This window comes from Microbulbifer maximicatervae (SeqCode), assembly GCF_052468095.1.
This window is the reverse complement of record NZ_CP174332.1, coordinates 4,136,493-4,153,289: the sequence shown is the minus strand read 5'-3', so window position 1 is coordinate 4,153,289 and position 16,797 is coordinate 4,136,493. Positions and strand designations below refer to the sequence as shown.

Annotated in this window: 14 protein-coding genes; 4 read left to right on the top strand and 10 right to left on the bottom strand. The window is 49.9% G+C overall.

Annotated features, from left to right (window positions below; translation table 11 throughout):
* The first annotated feature begins 31 nt into the window (after positions 1–31).
* From ACJJIL_RS18295 to ACJJIL_RS18285, 3 genes are all read left to right on the top strand, one after another.
* On the top strand, positions 32–343 hold the full coding sequence (locus ACJJIL_RS18295; RefSeq protein ID WP_444919036.1) for a hypothetical protein: 312 nt from the start codon (positions 32–34) through the stop codon (positions 341–343).
* Entirely contained in the window at positions 333–626 is a 294-nt protein-coding gene (locus tag ACJJIL_RS18290; protein WP_413664437.1) for a hypothetical protein, read from the top strand. The genes ACJJIL_RS18295 and ACJJIL_RS18290 overlap by 11 nt, the downstream gene beginning before the upstream one ends.
* 180 nt (positions 627–806) lie before the next feature.
* On the top strand, positions 807–1,166 hold the full coding sequence (locus tag ACJJIL_RS18285) for a hypothetical protein (protein WP_444892827.1): 360 nt from the start codon (positions 807–809) through the stop codon (positions 1,164–1,166).
* Between the two features lie 46 nt (positions 1,167–1,212).
* Here ACJJIL_RS18285 and ACJJIL_RS18280 read toward each other — a convergent pair whose 3' ends face one another.
* Positions 1,213–4,404: an efflux RND transporter permease subunit gene (locus ACJJIL_RS18280; RefSeq protein WP_445360448.1), complete on the bottom strand. Its 3,192-nt coding sequence runs from the start codon at positions 4,402–4,404 to the stop codon at positions 1,213–1,215.
* Positions 4,405–4,503: 99 nt separating this feature from the next.
* Positions 4,504–5,646 carry an efflux RND transporter periplasmic adaptor subunit gene (locus ACJJIL_RS18275; protein ID WP_282934203.1) on the bottom strand — a complete coding sequence of 381 codons (1,143 nt, stop codon included), beginning with the start codon at positions 5,644–5,646 and terminating at the stop codon, positions 4,504–4,506.
* A gap of 380 nt (positions 5,647–6,026) precedes the next feature.
* Here ACJJIL_RS18275 and ACJJIL_RS18270 point away from each other — a divergent pair, with 380 nt between their 5' ends.
* Entirely contained in the window at positions 6,027–6,989 is a 963-nt protein-coding gene (locus ACJJIL_RS18270; RefSeq protein ID WP_282934202.1) for an AraC family transcriptional regulator, read from the top strand.
* Here the strand turns inward: ACJJIL_RS18270 and ACJJIL_RS18265 are convergent.
* The 8 genes from ACJJIL_RS18265 to ACJJIL_RS18230 form a co-directional block, all read right to left on the bottom strand.
* Positions 6,986–7,270: a hypothetical protein gene (locus tag ACJJIL_RS18265; protein WP_444895145.1), complete on the bottom strand. Its 285-nt coding sequence runs from the start codon at positions 7,268–7,270 to the stop codon at positions 6,986–6,988. The genes ACJJIL_RS18270 and ACJJIL_RS18265 overlap by 4 nt on opposite strands.
* Positions 7,271–7,426: 156 nt before the next feature.
* Positions 7,427–9,739: an immune inhibitor A domain-containing protein gene (locus ACJJIL_RS18260; protein WP_445360447.1), complete on the bottom strand. Its 2,313-nt coding sequence runs from the start codon at positions 9,737–9,739 to the stop codon at positions 7,427–7,429.
* Between the two features lie 280 nt (positions 9,740–10,019).
* Positions 10,020–11,348 (bottom strand): sensor histidine kinase, encoded by a 1,329-nt coding sequence (locus ACJJIL_RS18255; protein WP_445360446.1) that lies wholly within the window; start codon positions 11,346–11,348, stop codon positions 10,020–10,022.
* Positions 11,348–12,700, bottom strand: a complete 1,353-nt coding sequence (locus ACJJIL_RS18250; RefSeq protein ID WP_445360445.1) for a sigma-54-dependent transcriptional regulator — start codon at positions 12,698–12,700, stop codon at positions 11,348–11,350. The genes ACJJIL_RS18255 and ACJJIL_RS18250 overlap by 1 nt, the downstream gene beginning before the upstream one ends.
* A 102-nt stretch (positions 12,701–12,802) precedes the next feature.
* Positions 12,803–13,342: a nuclear transport factor 2 family protein gene (locus tag ACJJIL_RS18245; protein WP_445360444.1), complete on the bottom strand. Its 540-nt coding sequence runs from the start codon at positions 13,340–13,342 to the stop codon at positions 12,803–12,805.
* A gap of 137 nt (positions 13,343–13,479) precedes the next feature.
* Positions 13,480–14,688 carry an ABC transporter permease gene (locus tag ACJJIL_RS18240; RefSeq protein WP_445360443.1) on the bottom strand — a complete coding sequence of 403 codons (1,209 nt, stop codon included), beginning with the start codon at positions 14,686–14,688 and terminating at the stop codon, positions 13,480–13,482.
* Positions 14,689–14,697: 9 nt separating this feature from the next.
* Positions 14,698–16,011 carry an ABC transporter permease gene (locus tag ACJJIL_RS18235; RefSeq protein WP_445360442.1) on the bottom strand — a complete coding sequence of 438 codons (1,314 nt, stop codon included), beginning with the start codon at positions 16,009–16,011 and terminating at the stop codon, positions 14,698–14,700.
* 12 nt (positions 16,012–16,023) lie between these two features.
* Positions 16,024–16,725 carry an ABC transporter ATP-binding protein gene (locus ACJJIL_RS18230; RefSeq protein ID WP_108731860.1) on the bottom strand — a complete coding sequence of 234 codons (702 nt, stop codon included), beginning with the start codon at positions 16,723–16,725 and terminating at the stop codon, positions 16,024–16,026.
* Positions 16,726–16,797 lie beyond the last annotated feature (72 nt).

Below are 16,797 nucleotides of genomic sequence, written 5' to 3'. Positions count from 1 at the left end.
TGTCCGCGCGGTGCTGATACGGAGCGCTACCATGCAAAAGTTTGCGATATTTATTTCTGCCTTGTCGATGGGTGTATTCCTTGAGGGTTGTGGAACCCCCGATACGCGCAATCAAGTGGTTTATCCCGTAAGCCCGCCAATTCCCCGCCATGCGGAATACCGGGGTTATCCCTCTTCTCACTCTTCTCACTCTTCTCATTCCTCCCATGTGCCAGATGCACCTGCGTCTCCAACAAGCTGCCCGGGGGATTCTGAGGAGCTGGCGCCGGGTTCTATTTGTCCACCCAGTGCCCGTTGTTTTGACATTTCCGGTGGAAGGCGTTGTATTTCCTATGAAAATTAGCGTTGTTTTTTTTCTTATTCTTGTAGCGCAGTCCCTGGCGGGCTGCGTGGCTGACGGTTTCGGTTATGACTTAACCGGCACGGCAACTTACTACACCTACAAAACCACTCCGGTGCCACCGGATGAACTTACAGCATTCCCGCGTTTTTGTCTGGCCGGTGATCCCTATATGGGAAGTCTCGACAACTGTATTGCCGAGGGTGTGCACTGCTATCAACTGGACACCGGTGATTGGTGTGAAGGGCCTTATTCACCATTTGAGTTGAGTTACAGTTTCTACTGACCAAGTAATTTTCCGCTAGTGCCGCTTTTTGAGTCGGTGCGAAATGGTGGTATGGGGGCACGCAGTTTATTTTGACTCCATTGTTTTTTCCTGAGTGGAGTAAAAATTAAGACTGGATCGTTTTATTTTGGGATGCCGATTTAAACAGGTTTAATAATGAGGGGTGCCAATAGAAGCTGGATGCGAAATGTAATTGTCGCAGTGGATCAGCTGGGAAATGCTATTGCCGGTGGTAATCCCGATGCAACAATATCGGCACGCTGTGGGTATTTTTCCAGAGTGACGGAAACCCGTTTTCGCCACTATTGGAGATTTTTGGAGCGGGTGATTAATTACACCTTGATGCCAATAGATGGGCCGGATCACTGTTACCAGTCTTATCTGTGGGATCGCGCTGAGAAACACGAAGAGGGCAGTGACTATATGCGAGCGCTTCTGGGGGTGATCGTTATTATTTTTTGTGTACCCATGGGGTTATTGATTCGGGTTTATGTAATTTTATTTCCGAGAGCCCGCTGGAAAAAGGAAACGCGCAAATAGAAAAAAGCCCGGGCGCATAGCATTTATGCGCTCGGGCTAAGCGGGGTTAAGTGTTAGCTACTTGCTCCAGAGGTAAGTTACTCTCCTGGCTATCTGTAGTGCGGGCAGCTGATAGTTTGCCGCCGGCAATCTTGCGCAGGGCAACATAAAATACCGGAGTGAGGAACAGGCCAAACAGGGTTACACCGATCATGCCGGTAAATACGGTAATGCCCATGGCATTACGCACCTCAGCGCCAGCGCCGCCGGCCAATACCAGTGGAACAACACCGGCAATAAAGGCGACTGAAGTCATAATGATCGGGCGCAGACGCAGGCGGCAGGCTTCCAGTGCAGCCTCGACAGTGCCTTTGCCTTCCATTTCCAGCTCGCGAGCAAATTCCACGATTAAAATAGCGTTCTTACAAGCGAGCCCCATCAGTACAACCAGCCCGACTTGAACAAATACATTGTTGTCGCCGCCAGTAGCCCAGACACCAAATAGTGCAGCCAGCAGACACATGGGCACGATCAGGATCACCGCCAGTGGCATTACCCAGCTTTCATAGAGGGCGGCCAGCACCAGGAATACCAGTAGTACTGCGAGAGGGAAAACCACCATGGCGGCATTGCCCTGGTTGACCTGCTGGAAGCTGAGGTCGGTCCACTGGATTTGCATGCCCGGTGGCAGGGCTTGGCTGGCAACCTGCTCAACCGCTGCCAGTGCCTCGGAAGAAGACAACATGCTGGGATCGGACTGCCCCATCAGGTCGGCTGCGGGATAGCCGTTGTAGCGGATCACCGGATCGGGTCCGTAACTCTGGCGCAGGGTCACCATGGTGCTGATGGGCACCATCTCCCCATTCATATTGCGAGTGTAGAGATTATCGAGATCCTGCACTTCATCGCGGAAGGGTGCATCAGCCTGGGCAACGACCTGGTAGGTGCGGCCGAAAAGGTTGAAGTCGTTGATATACATAGAGCCGAAGTAGAGCTGCAGGGTGCCGAACAAGTCGTCCATGCGCACACCTTGAGCCTTGGCCTGTAGTCGATCCACTTCCGCGTCCATCTGCGGCACATTGGCCTGGTAGGAGCTGAAGGGGTAGCTGAGGCCGCTGGCTTGGCTCAGGGCACCAGCCAACATATTGGTGGCGTTTTGCAATTCACCGTAGCCGGCACCGCGACGGTCCTGAACATAGAGGGAGTAGCCGGAGCCGGCACCCAGACCGAAGATGGGCGGCGGCATAAAGGTCATGGCAAAGCCTTCCTTGATCTGTGAGATCTTGCCATTTAGCTCCGCAGCGATTTCCTGGGCACTGCGCTCACGTTCATCGAAATCGTCGAACAGGATAAATACAGTGCCCACGTTGGGGGTGTTGGTACCTTGCAGGGCATTGAAGCCGACAAAGGCCGCGGCGTTGGCAACACCTTCGGTTTCCAGGGCCAATTCACTCACGCGGCGAGCAACTTCCTCGGTGCGGTCCAGGGAGGCACCTTCCGGCAGGCGGATACTACCCACCAGGTAAGTCTTATCCTGAACCGGAATAAAGCCGCCGGGCACCTGTTGGAACAGGGCAAAAGTACCGCCGAGCAATATCAGGTAAACACCAAATACGATACCGCGACGCTTGAGGCTGCCACCCACGATCCGCTGGTAACGCTCGGAATTGCGCTGGAAGAAGCGGTTGAACGGGCGGAATATCCAGCCGAACAAACGCTCAATAATGCGCGCGGGCATATCCGGTTTGGCGCCGTGAGGCTTCAACAGAGTTGCCGCCAGAGCCGGAGATAGAGTCAGAGAGTTGATCGCGGAGATAATGGTGGCGATGGCAATGGTGGTGGCAAACTGGCGGTAGAACTGGCCGGTGATGCCGTCTAAGAATGCCATGGGCACAAACACCGCGCAGAGCACCAGGCTGATCGCGACAATCGGACCGCTCACCTCGCGCATGGCTTGGTGGGCAGCGGCTAAAGGCGTCAGTCCCTCCTCGATATTCCGCTCGACGTTTTCCACCACCACAATGGCGTCATCCACCACAATACCGATGGCCAGCACCATGGCGAACAGGGTTAGGGTGTTGATTGAGAAGCCCAACATCAACAGCACCGCAAAGGTGCCGACAATAGATACCGGCACGGCCAACAGTGGGATCAATGAGGCGCGCCAGGTTTGCAGGAACAGGATAACCACCAGAACCACGAGCAGCACGGCTTCCAGTAGGGTCTTGATCACTGAGCTGATGGAGGTGCTAACAAAAACCGTGGGGTCGTAAGCGACTTCCCACTTGAGGCCTTCCGGGAACTGGTCATCCAGTTCAGCCATTTTCTCCCGTACCGCCGCAGAAACTTCCAATGAATTGGAGCCGGGGGATTGGAAAATAGGGATAGCGACAGCCTGGCGGCCGTTGAGCAGGGCGCGCAGGGAGTCCTGGGAAGAGGCCAGCTCTACACGGGCCACATCTCGCAGGCGGGTGATCTCACCATTATTGCCGGTCTTGAGTACAATATCGCCAAACTCCTCTTCACTTTCCAGGCGGCCTTTGGCGTTAATGGAAATGAGGAAGTCGGATCCGTTCGGCATGGGGGAGGCGCCGATCTGGCCGGCGGAAACCTGTACGTTCTGCTCACGCACGGCACTGACAATATCGGCAGCAGTAATGCCTACGGCGGCGGCTTTCTGCGGGTCCACCCACAAGCGCATGGCGTAGTCACCGGAACCGAATACGGCGGCGAGGCCTACGCCGGGAATGCGCGATAGCTCATCGCGAATATGCAGTACGGCGTAGTTGCGAATATAGGTAGCGTCGAGGCTGTCGTCAGGTGAAATCAGGTGCACCGCCATCATCAGGTTTGGCGACTGCTTCTGGGTAGTAACACCTTGCAAGCGGACATCTTCGGGCAGGCGCGGCAGGGCCTGGGACACCCGGTTTTGCACCTGTACCTGGGCTTGGTCCGGGTCGGTGCCCAACTCAAAGGTCACGTTCAAAGTCAGGGTGCCGTCACTACCAGCCACTGACTTCATGTAGATCATATTTTCCACGCCGTTAATCGCTTCTTCCAGCGGCGTGGCTACAGTTTCTGAGATCGTCTTAGGGTTGGCGCCAGGATAGCGAGCACTTACTTGCACGCTGGGGGGCACAACTTCGGGATATTCGCTGACCGGCAGTGAGGGAATACTGATCAGGCCGACGACGAAAATAATGATCGACAACACGGATGCAAATATCGGTCTGTCGACAAAGAAACGGGAAAAATTCATATACTGCTACTCCGAGAGCGACTTAGTCAGCCGCTCGGATTCCATTGATAGGATTAGCTGAATGTATGGGCTCACTTCGGCAAGCCCCTTGCTCTTTGTTTAGTGGCCGGCGACTTGGGTCGCCTTTACCTGCTCCTGCATGGCCACCATTTCCGGTGCGACGGGCATGCCCGGGAAGAAAATCTTTTGCAGGCCATTCACCACAATTTTCTCGCCGGGCTCCAGGCCGCTGCGGATAACAACGAGGTCACCTTGACGTTGGCCAGCGACCACGGGGCGCTTTTCGGTGACATTACTGTCGTTGACGATGTAAACATACCGGCGGTCCTGATCGGTAAGAACCGCTTTGCTATTGATTAAAACTGCCTGTGAAACCTCTTCAATTGGCATTTCCACCCGGGCAAATTGCCCTGGTCTGAAAAAGCCGTCCCTGTTGTTAACCACAGCGCGGAACTGAATAGTGCCGGTATGGCTGTTCAAGCGGTTATCAATAAAGTCCAACTCTCCACTGTGTGGATAGCCCTGCTCACCGGCGAGACCTACGCGCACAGCAGGTTTTTGCCCGCTATTAAGTAAGTCGCGGCCCTTAGCAAAAGTCTGTTCGTCACTTTCGAAATACACGTACATTGGGTCGACAGAGACCAGCGTTGTCAGCAGGGTGCTGTCGGCATTGGCGAGATTGCCTTGAGTAACCAGGGCGCGGCTTACTCGGCCACTTATTGGTGCTTTAACTTCAGTGTATTGAAGGTCCAACTGGGCATTTTCCAGCGCTGCCTCGGCGGCGCTGAGGGCCGCTCGGGCCGAATCTCGCGAAGCGATACGCCGATCGTATTCCTCGCGGGAGATGGCTTTGCTGTTGAGTAGCTGTTTTGCCCGGCCGGCTTGCTTCTCGCTATAGGAGAGGTCGCTGCGAACCCGAGCCAGGTCTGCGCGGGCGGCGCGTTCGCGAGCTTGGTAAGGGCGGGGGTCAATGGTGAATAGGACATCGCCCTGTTTGACCAGAGTTCCCTCGGCAAATGAAACCTTGTCGATATAGCCGCTAACCCGTGGGCGCAGTTCAACGGTTTCTGGGGCTGCCACACGGCCGGTAAAGCTGCGCCACAATGTCGTATTTCCTGCAGATACCTGGGCGACCTCCACGGCTGGGGGAGGCGGTTGTTGACCGCTGGGTGCGTCACTGTTGCAGCCGGCGAGTACCAGTGCAGATACGCCGAATAAAACCGTCGTTAATTTTCTTACCATTACGCGTGTACTCCCTTTGCTACGGAGGGGGAAGGGCTATTGGGTGCTTCTCCCAGTAAGGGCGTAACTCTAGCGGTGGCCAAGTTGGTTGCGGTATTCGGGAACTGTTAATTGATTGCCTATTTCTACTTAAGGCGTGCTTTTGGGTTGGAAGGATCACATTCTGGAGGACGTGTAAAGAACTGGATATATAACTAGTTATCGCAAAAAGTGATTAAGATATTACAGCGACTGTAGGGCTATTAATCGGTTATGGTTACCTATTACTGCACAGTAATTGCCCAATCCTGCAAAACTACACGGAAATTGCCTAAAACTCCGTATACTCTGTGCCACTTCGTGTTGAGTCGTGGAATTGTTAGCGGGCACAAGGGGAGCATATGAGCATTGAAAAAAGAGCGGAATTCAACTCTGTCGCCATGGATATGGAGTCGATACGGCAGAAACTGATTGCCTCCCTGATGCGTCAGGCACCGGAACAGGGATTAAATGAAACAGTACTGGGTGGTCTCTCCCTGATTCGCTGCAACGAGCCGGGAGCCTGTGCGGCATCGGTGTATACACCGTCCCTGAATTTTATTATTCAAGGCCGCAAGACCTTGGAGCTGGGAGACCGGGAAATTTCCTATATGCCGCTGAGCTATGTGGCAACCTCAGTGCACTTACCGATCCTGGGACGTGTTGAAGACGCTTCCTTGGATACTCCATTTCTCGGCGTAAAGATAACGATCGATCCGCAAGAGGTGGCAGACCTGGTTATGGAGCTGGGTGATAAGGCGCCGGGTGTGGAGGCTGGCTACGACTGTCCCGAAGTCAGCTGCGGCCTGTGCCTGACCAAAATGGATTACGGTATGCTCGATGCGCTAAACCGGCTGGTCTCCTTGCTGGATAGCCCTAAAGATGTCCCGATACTGGCGCCATTAGCCCGGCGTGAGATTATCTATCGCGCCCTGATGGGGGAGATTGGCGCGCGGATGCGCAAGTTTGCCATGGTAGATAGCCAGGCGAACCGGGTATCCCGGGTGATTGAGGTGCTAAAAGACCGCTTCTCAGAACCGCTGCGTATCAGTGACTTGGCCGACCAGGCCAATATGAGTGAGTCATCCCTATATCACAGCTTTAAGCAGATCACCCGCATGTCCCCGTTGCAGTTCCAGAAAAAGCTGCGCTTACATGAGGCGCGACGCCTAATGTTGACCGAGGGACTGGAAGCGGCTTCCGCCAGCTATCGGGTTGGCTATGAGAGCCCCTCTCATTTCAGTCGTGAATACAGCCGCATGTTTGGTCTTCCGCCCCGCGCGGACGTGATTAAATTGCGCGGTGAACAACGGGTCCCAGCTTAATTTGAAACTGGGTTGCCCTGCTTCAAAACAAATAAGCTACACCACCCTTCGGGACTGATATCGCCCTCCACAACCAGGCAGGCATTGGGGGGCTCAAACAGCTGACAGTCCACGCACTTTTTCCCATCCTTGGGAGTATCCTGGTAATTTACCTTGTCTTTTTGCGCTTTGATTTGGGCCTGAGCTGAGGGTGTTGAAATAAATGTGGCAGGAATTAAAAGTAGCGATGTTCCTGAAAGCTTAAGAAAGTGGCGACGGGAGTTGTCTAGAGGCTTTTCCATAAATGAACGCCTGAATGATGAAAATAAGTTTCTGGCATTCAGGTTAGCTGGAGAAGGGAGTTTTGCTCAAATTAAAGGCTTTGTTTTAAGCGGTAATCTTATTCTATTTGTTAAATTGGAGACTGCGCCATGTAGGCGCCGTCTGTTTTTACTTCTTTACTTGGTTACGCGTATTTTAGCTACAGATTTATCTCCGCTGCGAGATACGACCCGAACCTTTAAGCCGTAAGGTGTGATAGCGCGGCCGGCATCTGGTATTTCTTCGTTGCTATAGCTCCGGGTGTCATTAAACAGTGGGTAGCGGCGGTTGTGAGTGTCACTTAAGAGTATGCCGTAGTCCTCGAGTAAATCCAGAACCATGTCGTCGGCTCTCTCGATGTTAAATGTGGCATCGTGAACCTGATAGCGGGTACTGGCAACGGAATCATCACTCCATCTCAATACATTTTGGTCGGCATCAACAACTCCGAGGAAGCCATTTCCTGGGTGTACGCCAACCCAGTTATTATCGTAGCTGGAATCTACGTACCAAACCAAGAGGCCTTCTGTGAAAGTGAGCATCTCGCCGGCTACATTCACATGTGCCAATCCGGCATCAACGCCGCGATGCGTACGCCATTCGAGTAAGTAGTAGTGATCGTGCTCGAGATAGCCTGGGTTTCGGCTAAAGCCTGCAAGGCTAAAGTTGCCATCAGTTTCAGCATCATCGAAAAGGAATGTTGTGTCATTAATTTCGATGCTGATGTCATCGGCAAAAAGACCTGAATTCGCTACGGCGCCATCAGTAATATAGGTAAGTGAAAGGCTAATTTCTTGCCCGGCGTAAGCGCTTAGATCGAATGCAACGTCAATCCAGCCCTCGGAGCTACCAGTAATACCATTACCTGGATTGGTGCCGTTGGGGTTGGTATCTGTAGTTACTGAACCAGGAATGGAGACAAAGCCATCACCGGAATCTACCATGATCGCGGCGTAATCCCAATCCAGCTCAATGTCGTACCAAGCTTTGAAAGAGAGGCTTGCTGTTTCTGCATTGTTCAGATCAACAGATATTGTCATAGAGTTTTGCAGGTTGTTGCCGCTACCGCTGAAGTAGGCGTATTCTCCACTGCTGGGTTCGGTAACTATTTCTTGTTTTGCTGGTAGGTCAATTCGGACTGCATCGTTATTGGTCCCCTTATTAACCGCTTCATCGAGTAGCAACTCGATACCGCGGCGAGGAATTTCATCTAGTGCAATAGTTTCACCATGAAGCCAGTTCCCACCATGGTTGTGTTGCAGGTATTCCTTGGCATAGGCAGAGAAGCCGGTGGGCTCTGAACCCGGAATAATACCGGCCCAGCTACCACTGGACATAATGGACCAGGAGGAGACGGGTTCACCGCGACCGCTACCATCGGTATCGTATTCATCGGGCAAGCCCAAATCATGGCCATATTCATGGCTGACAACCCCTGCAGCGGCGTCCGCCGGCTGAATGGTGTAATCATAAGCAGCCATAGTGCCGCCCCAGTAATCTACCTCCGCAGTAGTTCCTTCAAGTGAATAGACGCTGCCAAGGTTCCAACGGTGAGACCAAATGGCGTCTTCACCCAGTTGCCCGCCACCTGCTTCTTCACCAACCGAGGAGTGGAAGATCATGATGTGGTCTACCAAACCATCTGCTTCCCAAAAATCGCCATCACCATCCAAGTCGTAGCGGTCTTCAATATCAAAATCTGACAGGTTTACTGTGGGGTCGGCAGCTGCAGCTTCCAGGGCCTCACGAATTAGGGAGCGGGCATCTCCATCGGTGTTATTGCCGTAATAAGCTGCTGGCTGGCTGGCCATATACCAACCTGCTACAGAGCCTTCAACTGAGTAGCTGTTACCGGATTGCTGCCAGTAAAACTGTTGCATGGATAGCATGTTTTCCCCATTGGGGCCTTCAAAGCCGTTTTGGGAGAAAAGCAAGTTAGCGTAATGTTCAGCGGCGTAATCCGCGTAGTACATATCACTTTCCCCTGGCTCGATGCTGTTATGGGGAAAATCGGGGAACTCCATCAAAATAGCGAGAACCCGTGCAGTTTGGGCTTCACCGTCGTAGCTCTCTAGTTGAATGTTTCTAGGGTGGCGGCTGCCATGGTTGCGGTGAAGGGAGCCTTTGCCCCTTTTAAGCCGGGGGTGATGTCCTCCTCGGGCATCGCGCATCATTGTTACGGTATTGCTGGAAAGATCTTGAGCCCCATTAATGCTATGGGTGGCCCGCTCTTTTAAGTATACCTTTAAAGTGCGTTCAGCTTCTGCAATAGAGGCATCTTGGCTGATGCGCCCAGAGCGCTTGAGCATATCAATTAATTTGGCTTCATTGGCAATGACCAAGTCAACTTGATCACCACCCTTTTGATATGAATTAATCGCCTGGGCATTGGCTGCCATCAGGCTTAGTGCAAGTGTGCTGGCGGAGAGCAAACTATTTATTTTTAACATAGTCCCTTCTTGTGCGTTTCGAGGTAAAATAAAGCTAGATTTGAAACCTGACTAAAATAGAATTTTTTATAGTAGTCAGGTTTCGAACTTTGGTAGCTTGGTTTTTTTATTGTCGGCTACAAAGGGATGACGTTTTTGTAGGAGCTGGCCGCAATATTTTTGTGGGGAGGCGGAATGATTTTACACCTTAGTATTACTTTTACGTGATTTTATAGTGTTTTTTAAAAGTAAAAATTCATTAGCTTATCAATAACAATGGGTTAATAATGTAAGGTGTTGCTCACTTATGTGTTTTGTTTTTCCAGGGCATCCAAAGGCAAATCTGTAAGCCTCCATTAGGGCGGTTTAAAAGCTGAATATGTCCATCATGAGCATCAATGATTTCTCTACATAGAGCTAATCCCAAGCCCACGCCTTGCTCTTTTGTTGAGAAGAAGGGGAGTAGTGCCTGCTCAAGTACTTTCTCACTCATCCCGCAACCTCGGTCGTAGAGTACTAGCTTCTGTCCAAAACTGTCGGTGCTAACTTCAAGTTCAATATCTTTGCTATCGCTACCAGCTTCTCGTGAATTCTTAATTAGATTTAGTAGGGCTTGCTCTATTTGGATGGGGTCAAAGTAACCGGGTTCATCTGGCAGGCTTCCCTTAAGGGAAAAAGCTTGAATTGGCATTATGCGATTGACTAGCTCCTGCCAGCTAATAGTCTCACAGCTTGGAGCGGGTAGTTTGGCAAAAGAGGCGTATCCCTGAGTGAACTCTGTCAGGTGTTTACAGCGGTCTGCAATAATATCGAAAACCTTCTCCAGAGCCTGTTCTTTTCCAGGTTTTGTTACCAGCATTTTTCCAGAATGCGCAAGTGATGAAATTGGGGCTAAAGAGTTATTCAGCTCATGGCTGATTAAACGGATAACTTTTTTCCAAACTTCTACCTCCGCACGAGTTAGCTCACGGGTCATTTCGCGTAAAACGATCAGTCGGTGTTTCTGTGTGTTTAAAACAAAAGTGCTGTTTCCGATATGCATGGAGTGGGGACCATTGATATCGGCATAATTAAACAGTCCATTCTTCCAACTGTTAATGGCGCTGGCTATTTCTTTGGGACTCTTGGATAAAAGCTTCTGTAAAAGTAGTCCTTGTATTGGCCTTCCATTATTAAGAAGTTGCTTGGCACTACTGTTTGAATAAATAATACGATCGTTTTGATCCACCAGTAGAAGAGCTTGGGGTGATGTTTGGATAACTGTATCCAAAAGGAGTTCCCGTTGATAAATATGGGCACGTTCCTTACGTAAGTGTTCCCCAATCTCGTTATAGAGAATTGTTATTTGTCGGAGTTCACTATCCTTGGGGTTTACTAGGGAGATTGAGAAATCGCCGTCACGAAAATTTAGCAGACCATTTTGTAGTGATTTTAGGGTGCTAGTTAGGGGGGCAAGTATAAGGCGAATCAGTACAATTAATAACGGCAATGAAATGATGAGTCCCGCTGACCAGGCGAGTGGTGGGTTAAAGCCAGCCCGAATGCCGAGCCAGGATATGGTAACACCAGCGACTAAGGGAATGGCCGCTGTTGCAATAAGGCGGCCTTCAAGTGAAAAATATTTCGACATCAATAGGGTATACCGTGTTTTTCCAGACGGCGGTATAGCGCTTGGCGGCTCATACCGAGTTCTCGTGCAGCCTGGGCAATAATTCCATTGCAGTTGGATAGTGTCTCTTGTAGCAGCTCTCGACTGGGCTCGAAACTCACTTCCACTTTATCGGATGGTGTTTGCTCAGGAAGTGCCAGGACGGCTTCATCGATAGTATCCTCCTGGCTTAGGACGGCTGCTCGCTGCATAACATTTTGCAGTTCCCGCACATTGCCGGGCCAATGATAGCGAGTAAGGGCGTTTAACGCTTGAGGAGATAGCTTTTTTGAATTGCCACTTTCCGCGAGGAAGCTTATCGCGAGGGGAGGGATGTCCTCAGGGCGCTCATGCAGTGGTGGGAGGCGCAGTTCTATAACATTGAGTCGATAAAATAAATCCTGGCGAAACTTGCCTTCCTCGATAGCCTTGTGGAGATCCCTATTGGTAGCACTGATTACCCGAACTTTAGTTTTGCGGGTTTGGCTGCTGCCTAAACGTTGGAATTCCCCGGTTTGTAGTACACGCAGTAGTTTCACCTGACCGCTGGGTGATAGCTCGCCAATCTCGTCGAGGAACAGGGTGCCGCCATCGGCGGCCTCAAACCTACCCTCCCGTGCCCGATTGCCGGCGCCGGTATAGGCTCCAGGTTCGGCTCCGAACAGCTCTACTTCCATCAGATCTTCTGGCAGTGCACCCACGTTAACTTTAATAAAAGGCCCTTCTCTAGATGAAGAGTTCGCCTGGACAATCTCAGCAATCTTCTCTTTGCCTGCCCCATTTGGCCCTGTGATCAGGATTGGAACTTCAGATTTCGCTACTTGAGTGGCCATCTCCAACAGCTTTTGCATTTTATCGCTGCGGTAAATTATGTCTTGTAGTAAAAAGTCCTCCCGTAATTGACTGCGAGCATTCAAAGCTTGTTGCTGGGATGCCTGCTGGCGCTTTTGTAATTCTCCCAACTCCAATAAATTGTTAATTGTGGATATTAGCTTATTATCATCCCAGGGCTTACCCAGGTAATCAGCAGCACCAGCTCTGACTAGCTCGACGGCCATTTCCAGTTGAGTCCAAGCGGTCAGCAGGATAATCGGAAGGTCCGGATTTATTTCCCGAATCGCGAAGAACAGTTCTTTGCCTTCTTGTCCAGAAGTTGTGTCAGCGGTGAAATTCATATCCTGGATAACCAGGTTGATATCGCTATTCTCTCGTAGTAGCTGTAAGCCGGCTTGAGGAGTAATCGCACAAAGTGGCTGCAAGTCATGCAGAGACAACAGGATCTCCAGGGCAGAAACGATACTGCTGTTGTCGTCAATAATAAGTACTTTGTCCATAGTTTCTAAGACACGCTATTAAGGCGCCTATTATGCAATGTGTTGATGGCGAGGGGGAGTGCTTGTGGCAGGTTTTCCCTGCCACAAATAGATTAGGGAGAGTTAGTGGGCGATATGTTGCTCAGCAGGTTTATGGTCGAAGCTGAGTACCCTCGCGAGCTGCCACTTTCCGTCTACCTGTTTCCAGAGATGAGTAAACTGTGAACTTTCCCGTAAAATCTCAGATTTGTCGTCATTGATGCCATAAAATCGATGGGTGCCTGACTGAATAGCACCGTAATGGTTAACAGGGTAGATTTTAGTGCTCTCGATTACCAGTTCACGACGTGCACGAATACCATTTCCATTCTCACGCTGTTTACACATATTGGTAATGGCATTGATAAACTCCTCTCCAGACTTTGCTGTTTGACCCCACTTGTCATGGTACATTTCAAAGTCATCGGTAACCAAGTTTTGTGCTTCTCTTAGATCACAATTATTGAATAATGCATCAAATAAGCGTTGGTCGGCTCTAGTAATTTGTTGTACTAGTTCTTCAGTTACTAGTGGGCCAGCAATAACCGGATGTTTTTCAGCTTGTGAGTTTGGGCTAATGAAGGTTAGCCCCACAAAAAATAAAGAAGATATTTTTTTTAACAAGATCAATGTCCCTATTGTTTATTTTCTGTAGTCTGGGCATGCCCGCCGGATGTGACAAATAAACCATGAAAAGTGAATAAAAAATTTTGACCTTTATTTGGGGGTGAGTAAGTAGTTCACCCCCTCAAGGTTGTTGTTTAAATACTTCGAGTGGCTGTTGCCGGTGATATATTCGCTGCTCGCAACGCTGGGGCAAGTGCAGCAGCAAGGCTGACCAAAAGGACAAGTAGTGCACAAACAACCAGGGGAACAATCGTTAAAGCAGGCTGTGAGTAATCGCGAACCATATATTGATTGGCAATCAGTGCCGCTGCACTTCCCACTGCGATACCCAGACTCGCTATCATTCCATTCTCAATAAGGAAATATCGGCTGATATTAGTACGGGTGGCCCCTAATGCACGTCTAACACCAATTTGCTTGGCCCTTTGATTAATCCAGAAAATGGTTAGACCTACAATGCCAAGAGCTACAATAAAGCTCAACATGGCTGCAACAATAGAAAGCACTTTAACCATCATATTGTCGATAGCATAGCTGCGCTTGACATACTTAGAGAGTGGTTCAACAGAGATTACTCGCTGAGGGTCCCGTTCAGAAAGCTTGTCAGCTAACACCTTCATTACCTCATCGCGTTTACCCGGCTCTGTACGTACTATATATTTTGCATAACGCCTATTTTTTATTTCTGGGTAAAACATCACATTGCCAGCTTTGGACCATCCAACCCAGGCTCCCAAATGCCGTTCTACAACTCCGACTATTTCCATCGGTTCAGAGCTACCACCGGAGAAAATTGGCCGCCCTATAGGATCCTGATTGGGGTAGAACTTGTCAGCAAGTTGCTGGGTGATAATGACAACAGGTTTTTTTGTAGCCTCGTGAGAGTTGCTGGCCTGCATATCTGCCTCGGTAAAGTTGCGACCTGCGACTAACTCTAAATTTAGGGTGTTAATAAAGTGTGGATCAACCTGATAGTAGTTGGCTCCCTCACCGCCGATCTCCTGATTGGCTTTATTGTGATATACCGAAGACGATCCTGATTGCGATAGAGGGATTTGTTGAGTGATCGAGGCATCGACAACATTTGGAAGTTGACGGAGAATCCCTAAATCGGCTCGTACCGCCCCAATTGTGTCGTAGTCTTTTGGTATTGCCATGAACCCAATAGTAATAATGTTGTCGACATCGATTCCTGTGGGCCGGTTTATCTTTTCTACTCTATCTTGGATTATTATTGCTGTGTTACTGATAATTGCCAGGGTTAAGCCAAGCTGAAGGGCAATCAGCAGTGCAGAAACTTTGTTGCGCCAGAGGGCGGACAGCATCGGTTTTAATTCAAGCATGGTCAGGCCTTACTGGGTTTTCAGGTAGATAGAAGGGTTGGTTTGACTGATCTTCAATGCTGGATAGAAACCTGCCAATAGGCTTGCGACAATAGCCAGGCCAATAGCCGCAACCATCATGACCCAATCCATAGTTGGAAGTGTGTCGATTTGGCCCATGGCCAGGTAGCGAATTCCGCTAAGGCCGAGTATGGCAAGAAAAATACCTGCTACTCCGCCGATGATTCCTATGGTTGCGCTTTCAATTAAGTGCTGGGTGAAAATCGCACTTCTACTTGCTCCCAAGGCGCGACGTACACCAGCTTCTGGTGCTTTGCGTAGAAATTTTGCCAACAATAATGCAACGGCATTGATAATACATACCAAGAGAAACGCCAAAGAAACCCACCCAAGAATGCGGTTGTCATCGCTGAGTACCTCATTGAGAACCAACCACTCAGATGGCTTACTCAAGGCAAACTTTAGTGGTCGCTCGAAACGTCCTTGAGCTTTCTCTTGCTGAATATAAGCACGAAGAAAATTTTCGTACTGTGCTTTTTGTTCGCTAGTTGTAAGTTCAACCCAGTATTGAACCCAGAGATATTCACTCTGTAGAAACTCTTCATATCCCTGCGGATCGGCATTGTCCCAGCCATTGGTGTTGCCCCAGCTGTGAATTTCCAATTTGCGGTGTAAGCCAAAGGGTATAAATAACTCTTCTACTGTATCAAACGGGCTGTTGTTGACATCATATACCTTTGGTGAGGGCTCCCAAGTGTCGATAACGCCCACTACCGTATAGGGTTCGTCGTTGAGTTTTATTGTCTTTCCAACGCTATTTTGACCAGAGAAAAGCTTGTCATTTGTCGGCTTGGAAAGCACAACTACTTGAGTAGGAGAGCTATCAGCAGATTTTTCCCAAGTGCCACCATAAACAAAGGGCACATCGAACAAAGCGAAAAAGTCTTGGGTAGTTACCCGGGTATGTGATTCAAAAGGTCTAATAGCAGAATTTTCAATCTCAACGGTAAAACCGTAGCGATGCATGGCAATTTGGCGGGTGGGAATATCTGAGCGCAATAACGCTTCGGCGTCCCGATAGGTCAGCTGCCAGGGTATTTCATTTTTACTTTTGTAAGCTTTATTAACATCCCAACTGTCTAGCTGTACGGCAAAGAGAACGTCGTCTTTGTGCTTTAAAGCATTCTGGGACATAGTGTAGTTCAGGGTCAGCACCGTCATAGAGGCGCCGACACCGACTGCAATAGCGGCAACCATTAAGCTGCTTAAAATTGGGGTTCCACGCAAACTTCGTAGGGCCAGGGAAATATAGTATCCAAACATGGTGCAGGCTCCTTAAGCAGTAACGGCAGCAGGCTGCTCGGGGACCGCACGTAAATCACAAACCTGCCCATCCACAATCTGGATGTTGCGATGGGCACGGCGAGCGAGTTCTGGATCGTGGGTAACCATCACGATGGTGGTTCCCCACTCGTTAATAAACTCCAGTAGCTCCATTACCTGGCGGGCCATTAAGGAGTCGAGGTTACCGGTGGGCTCGTCCGCAAGTAGAAAACGGGGTTCGCCAGCTAAAGCGCGGGCGATAGCGATACGTTGCTGCTGTCCACCGGAGAGCTGTGCCGGCAGGTGTTTAGCGCGTGCAGAAAGGCCTACCTGCTCGAGCACTTTTTCAATACGCTTGCGACGTTCTTTTGCATTGAAACCACGATAGCGCAGTGGAACGTCGATATTGTCGAATAAAGTTAGGTCGGGAATCAGATTAAACCCCTGGAAAATAAAGCCTATTTTTTCGTTGCGCAGATGTGAGCGCTGGCGGTCATTGAGATTACTGACATTCTCACCGTCGAGCAGGTATTCTCCACTGGTGGGCGTTTCCAGTAGGCCGGCGATGTTGAGAAAGGTGGTTTTACCGGAGCCACTGGGGCCGGTCACAGAAACAAACTCACCCTCTTTAACTTCAAGGCTGAAATCGCGCAGCGCATGTGTCTCGATAGTATCGGTACGGAAACTTTTACGGATATTGTTCATTTTCAACATTGCTATATTCCCTTTTTCTTAAACTTTAAATTATTAATTGATTTACTAAGGAGCTTTACTGAGCTCCAATTT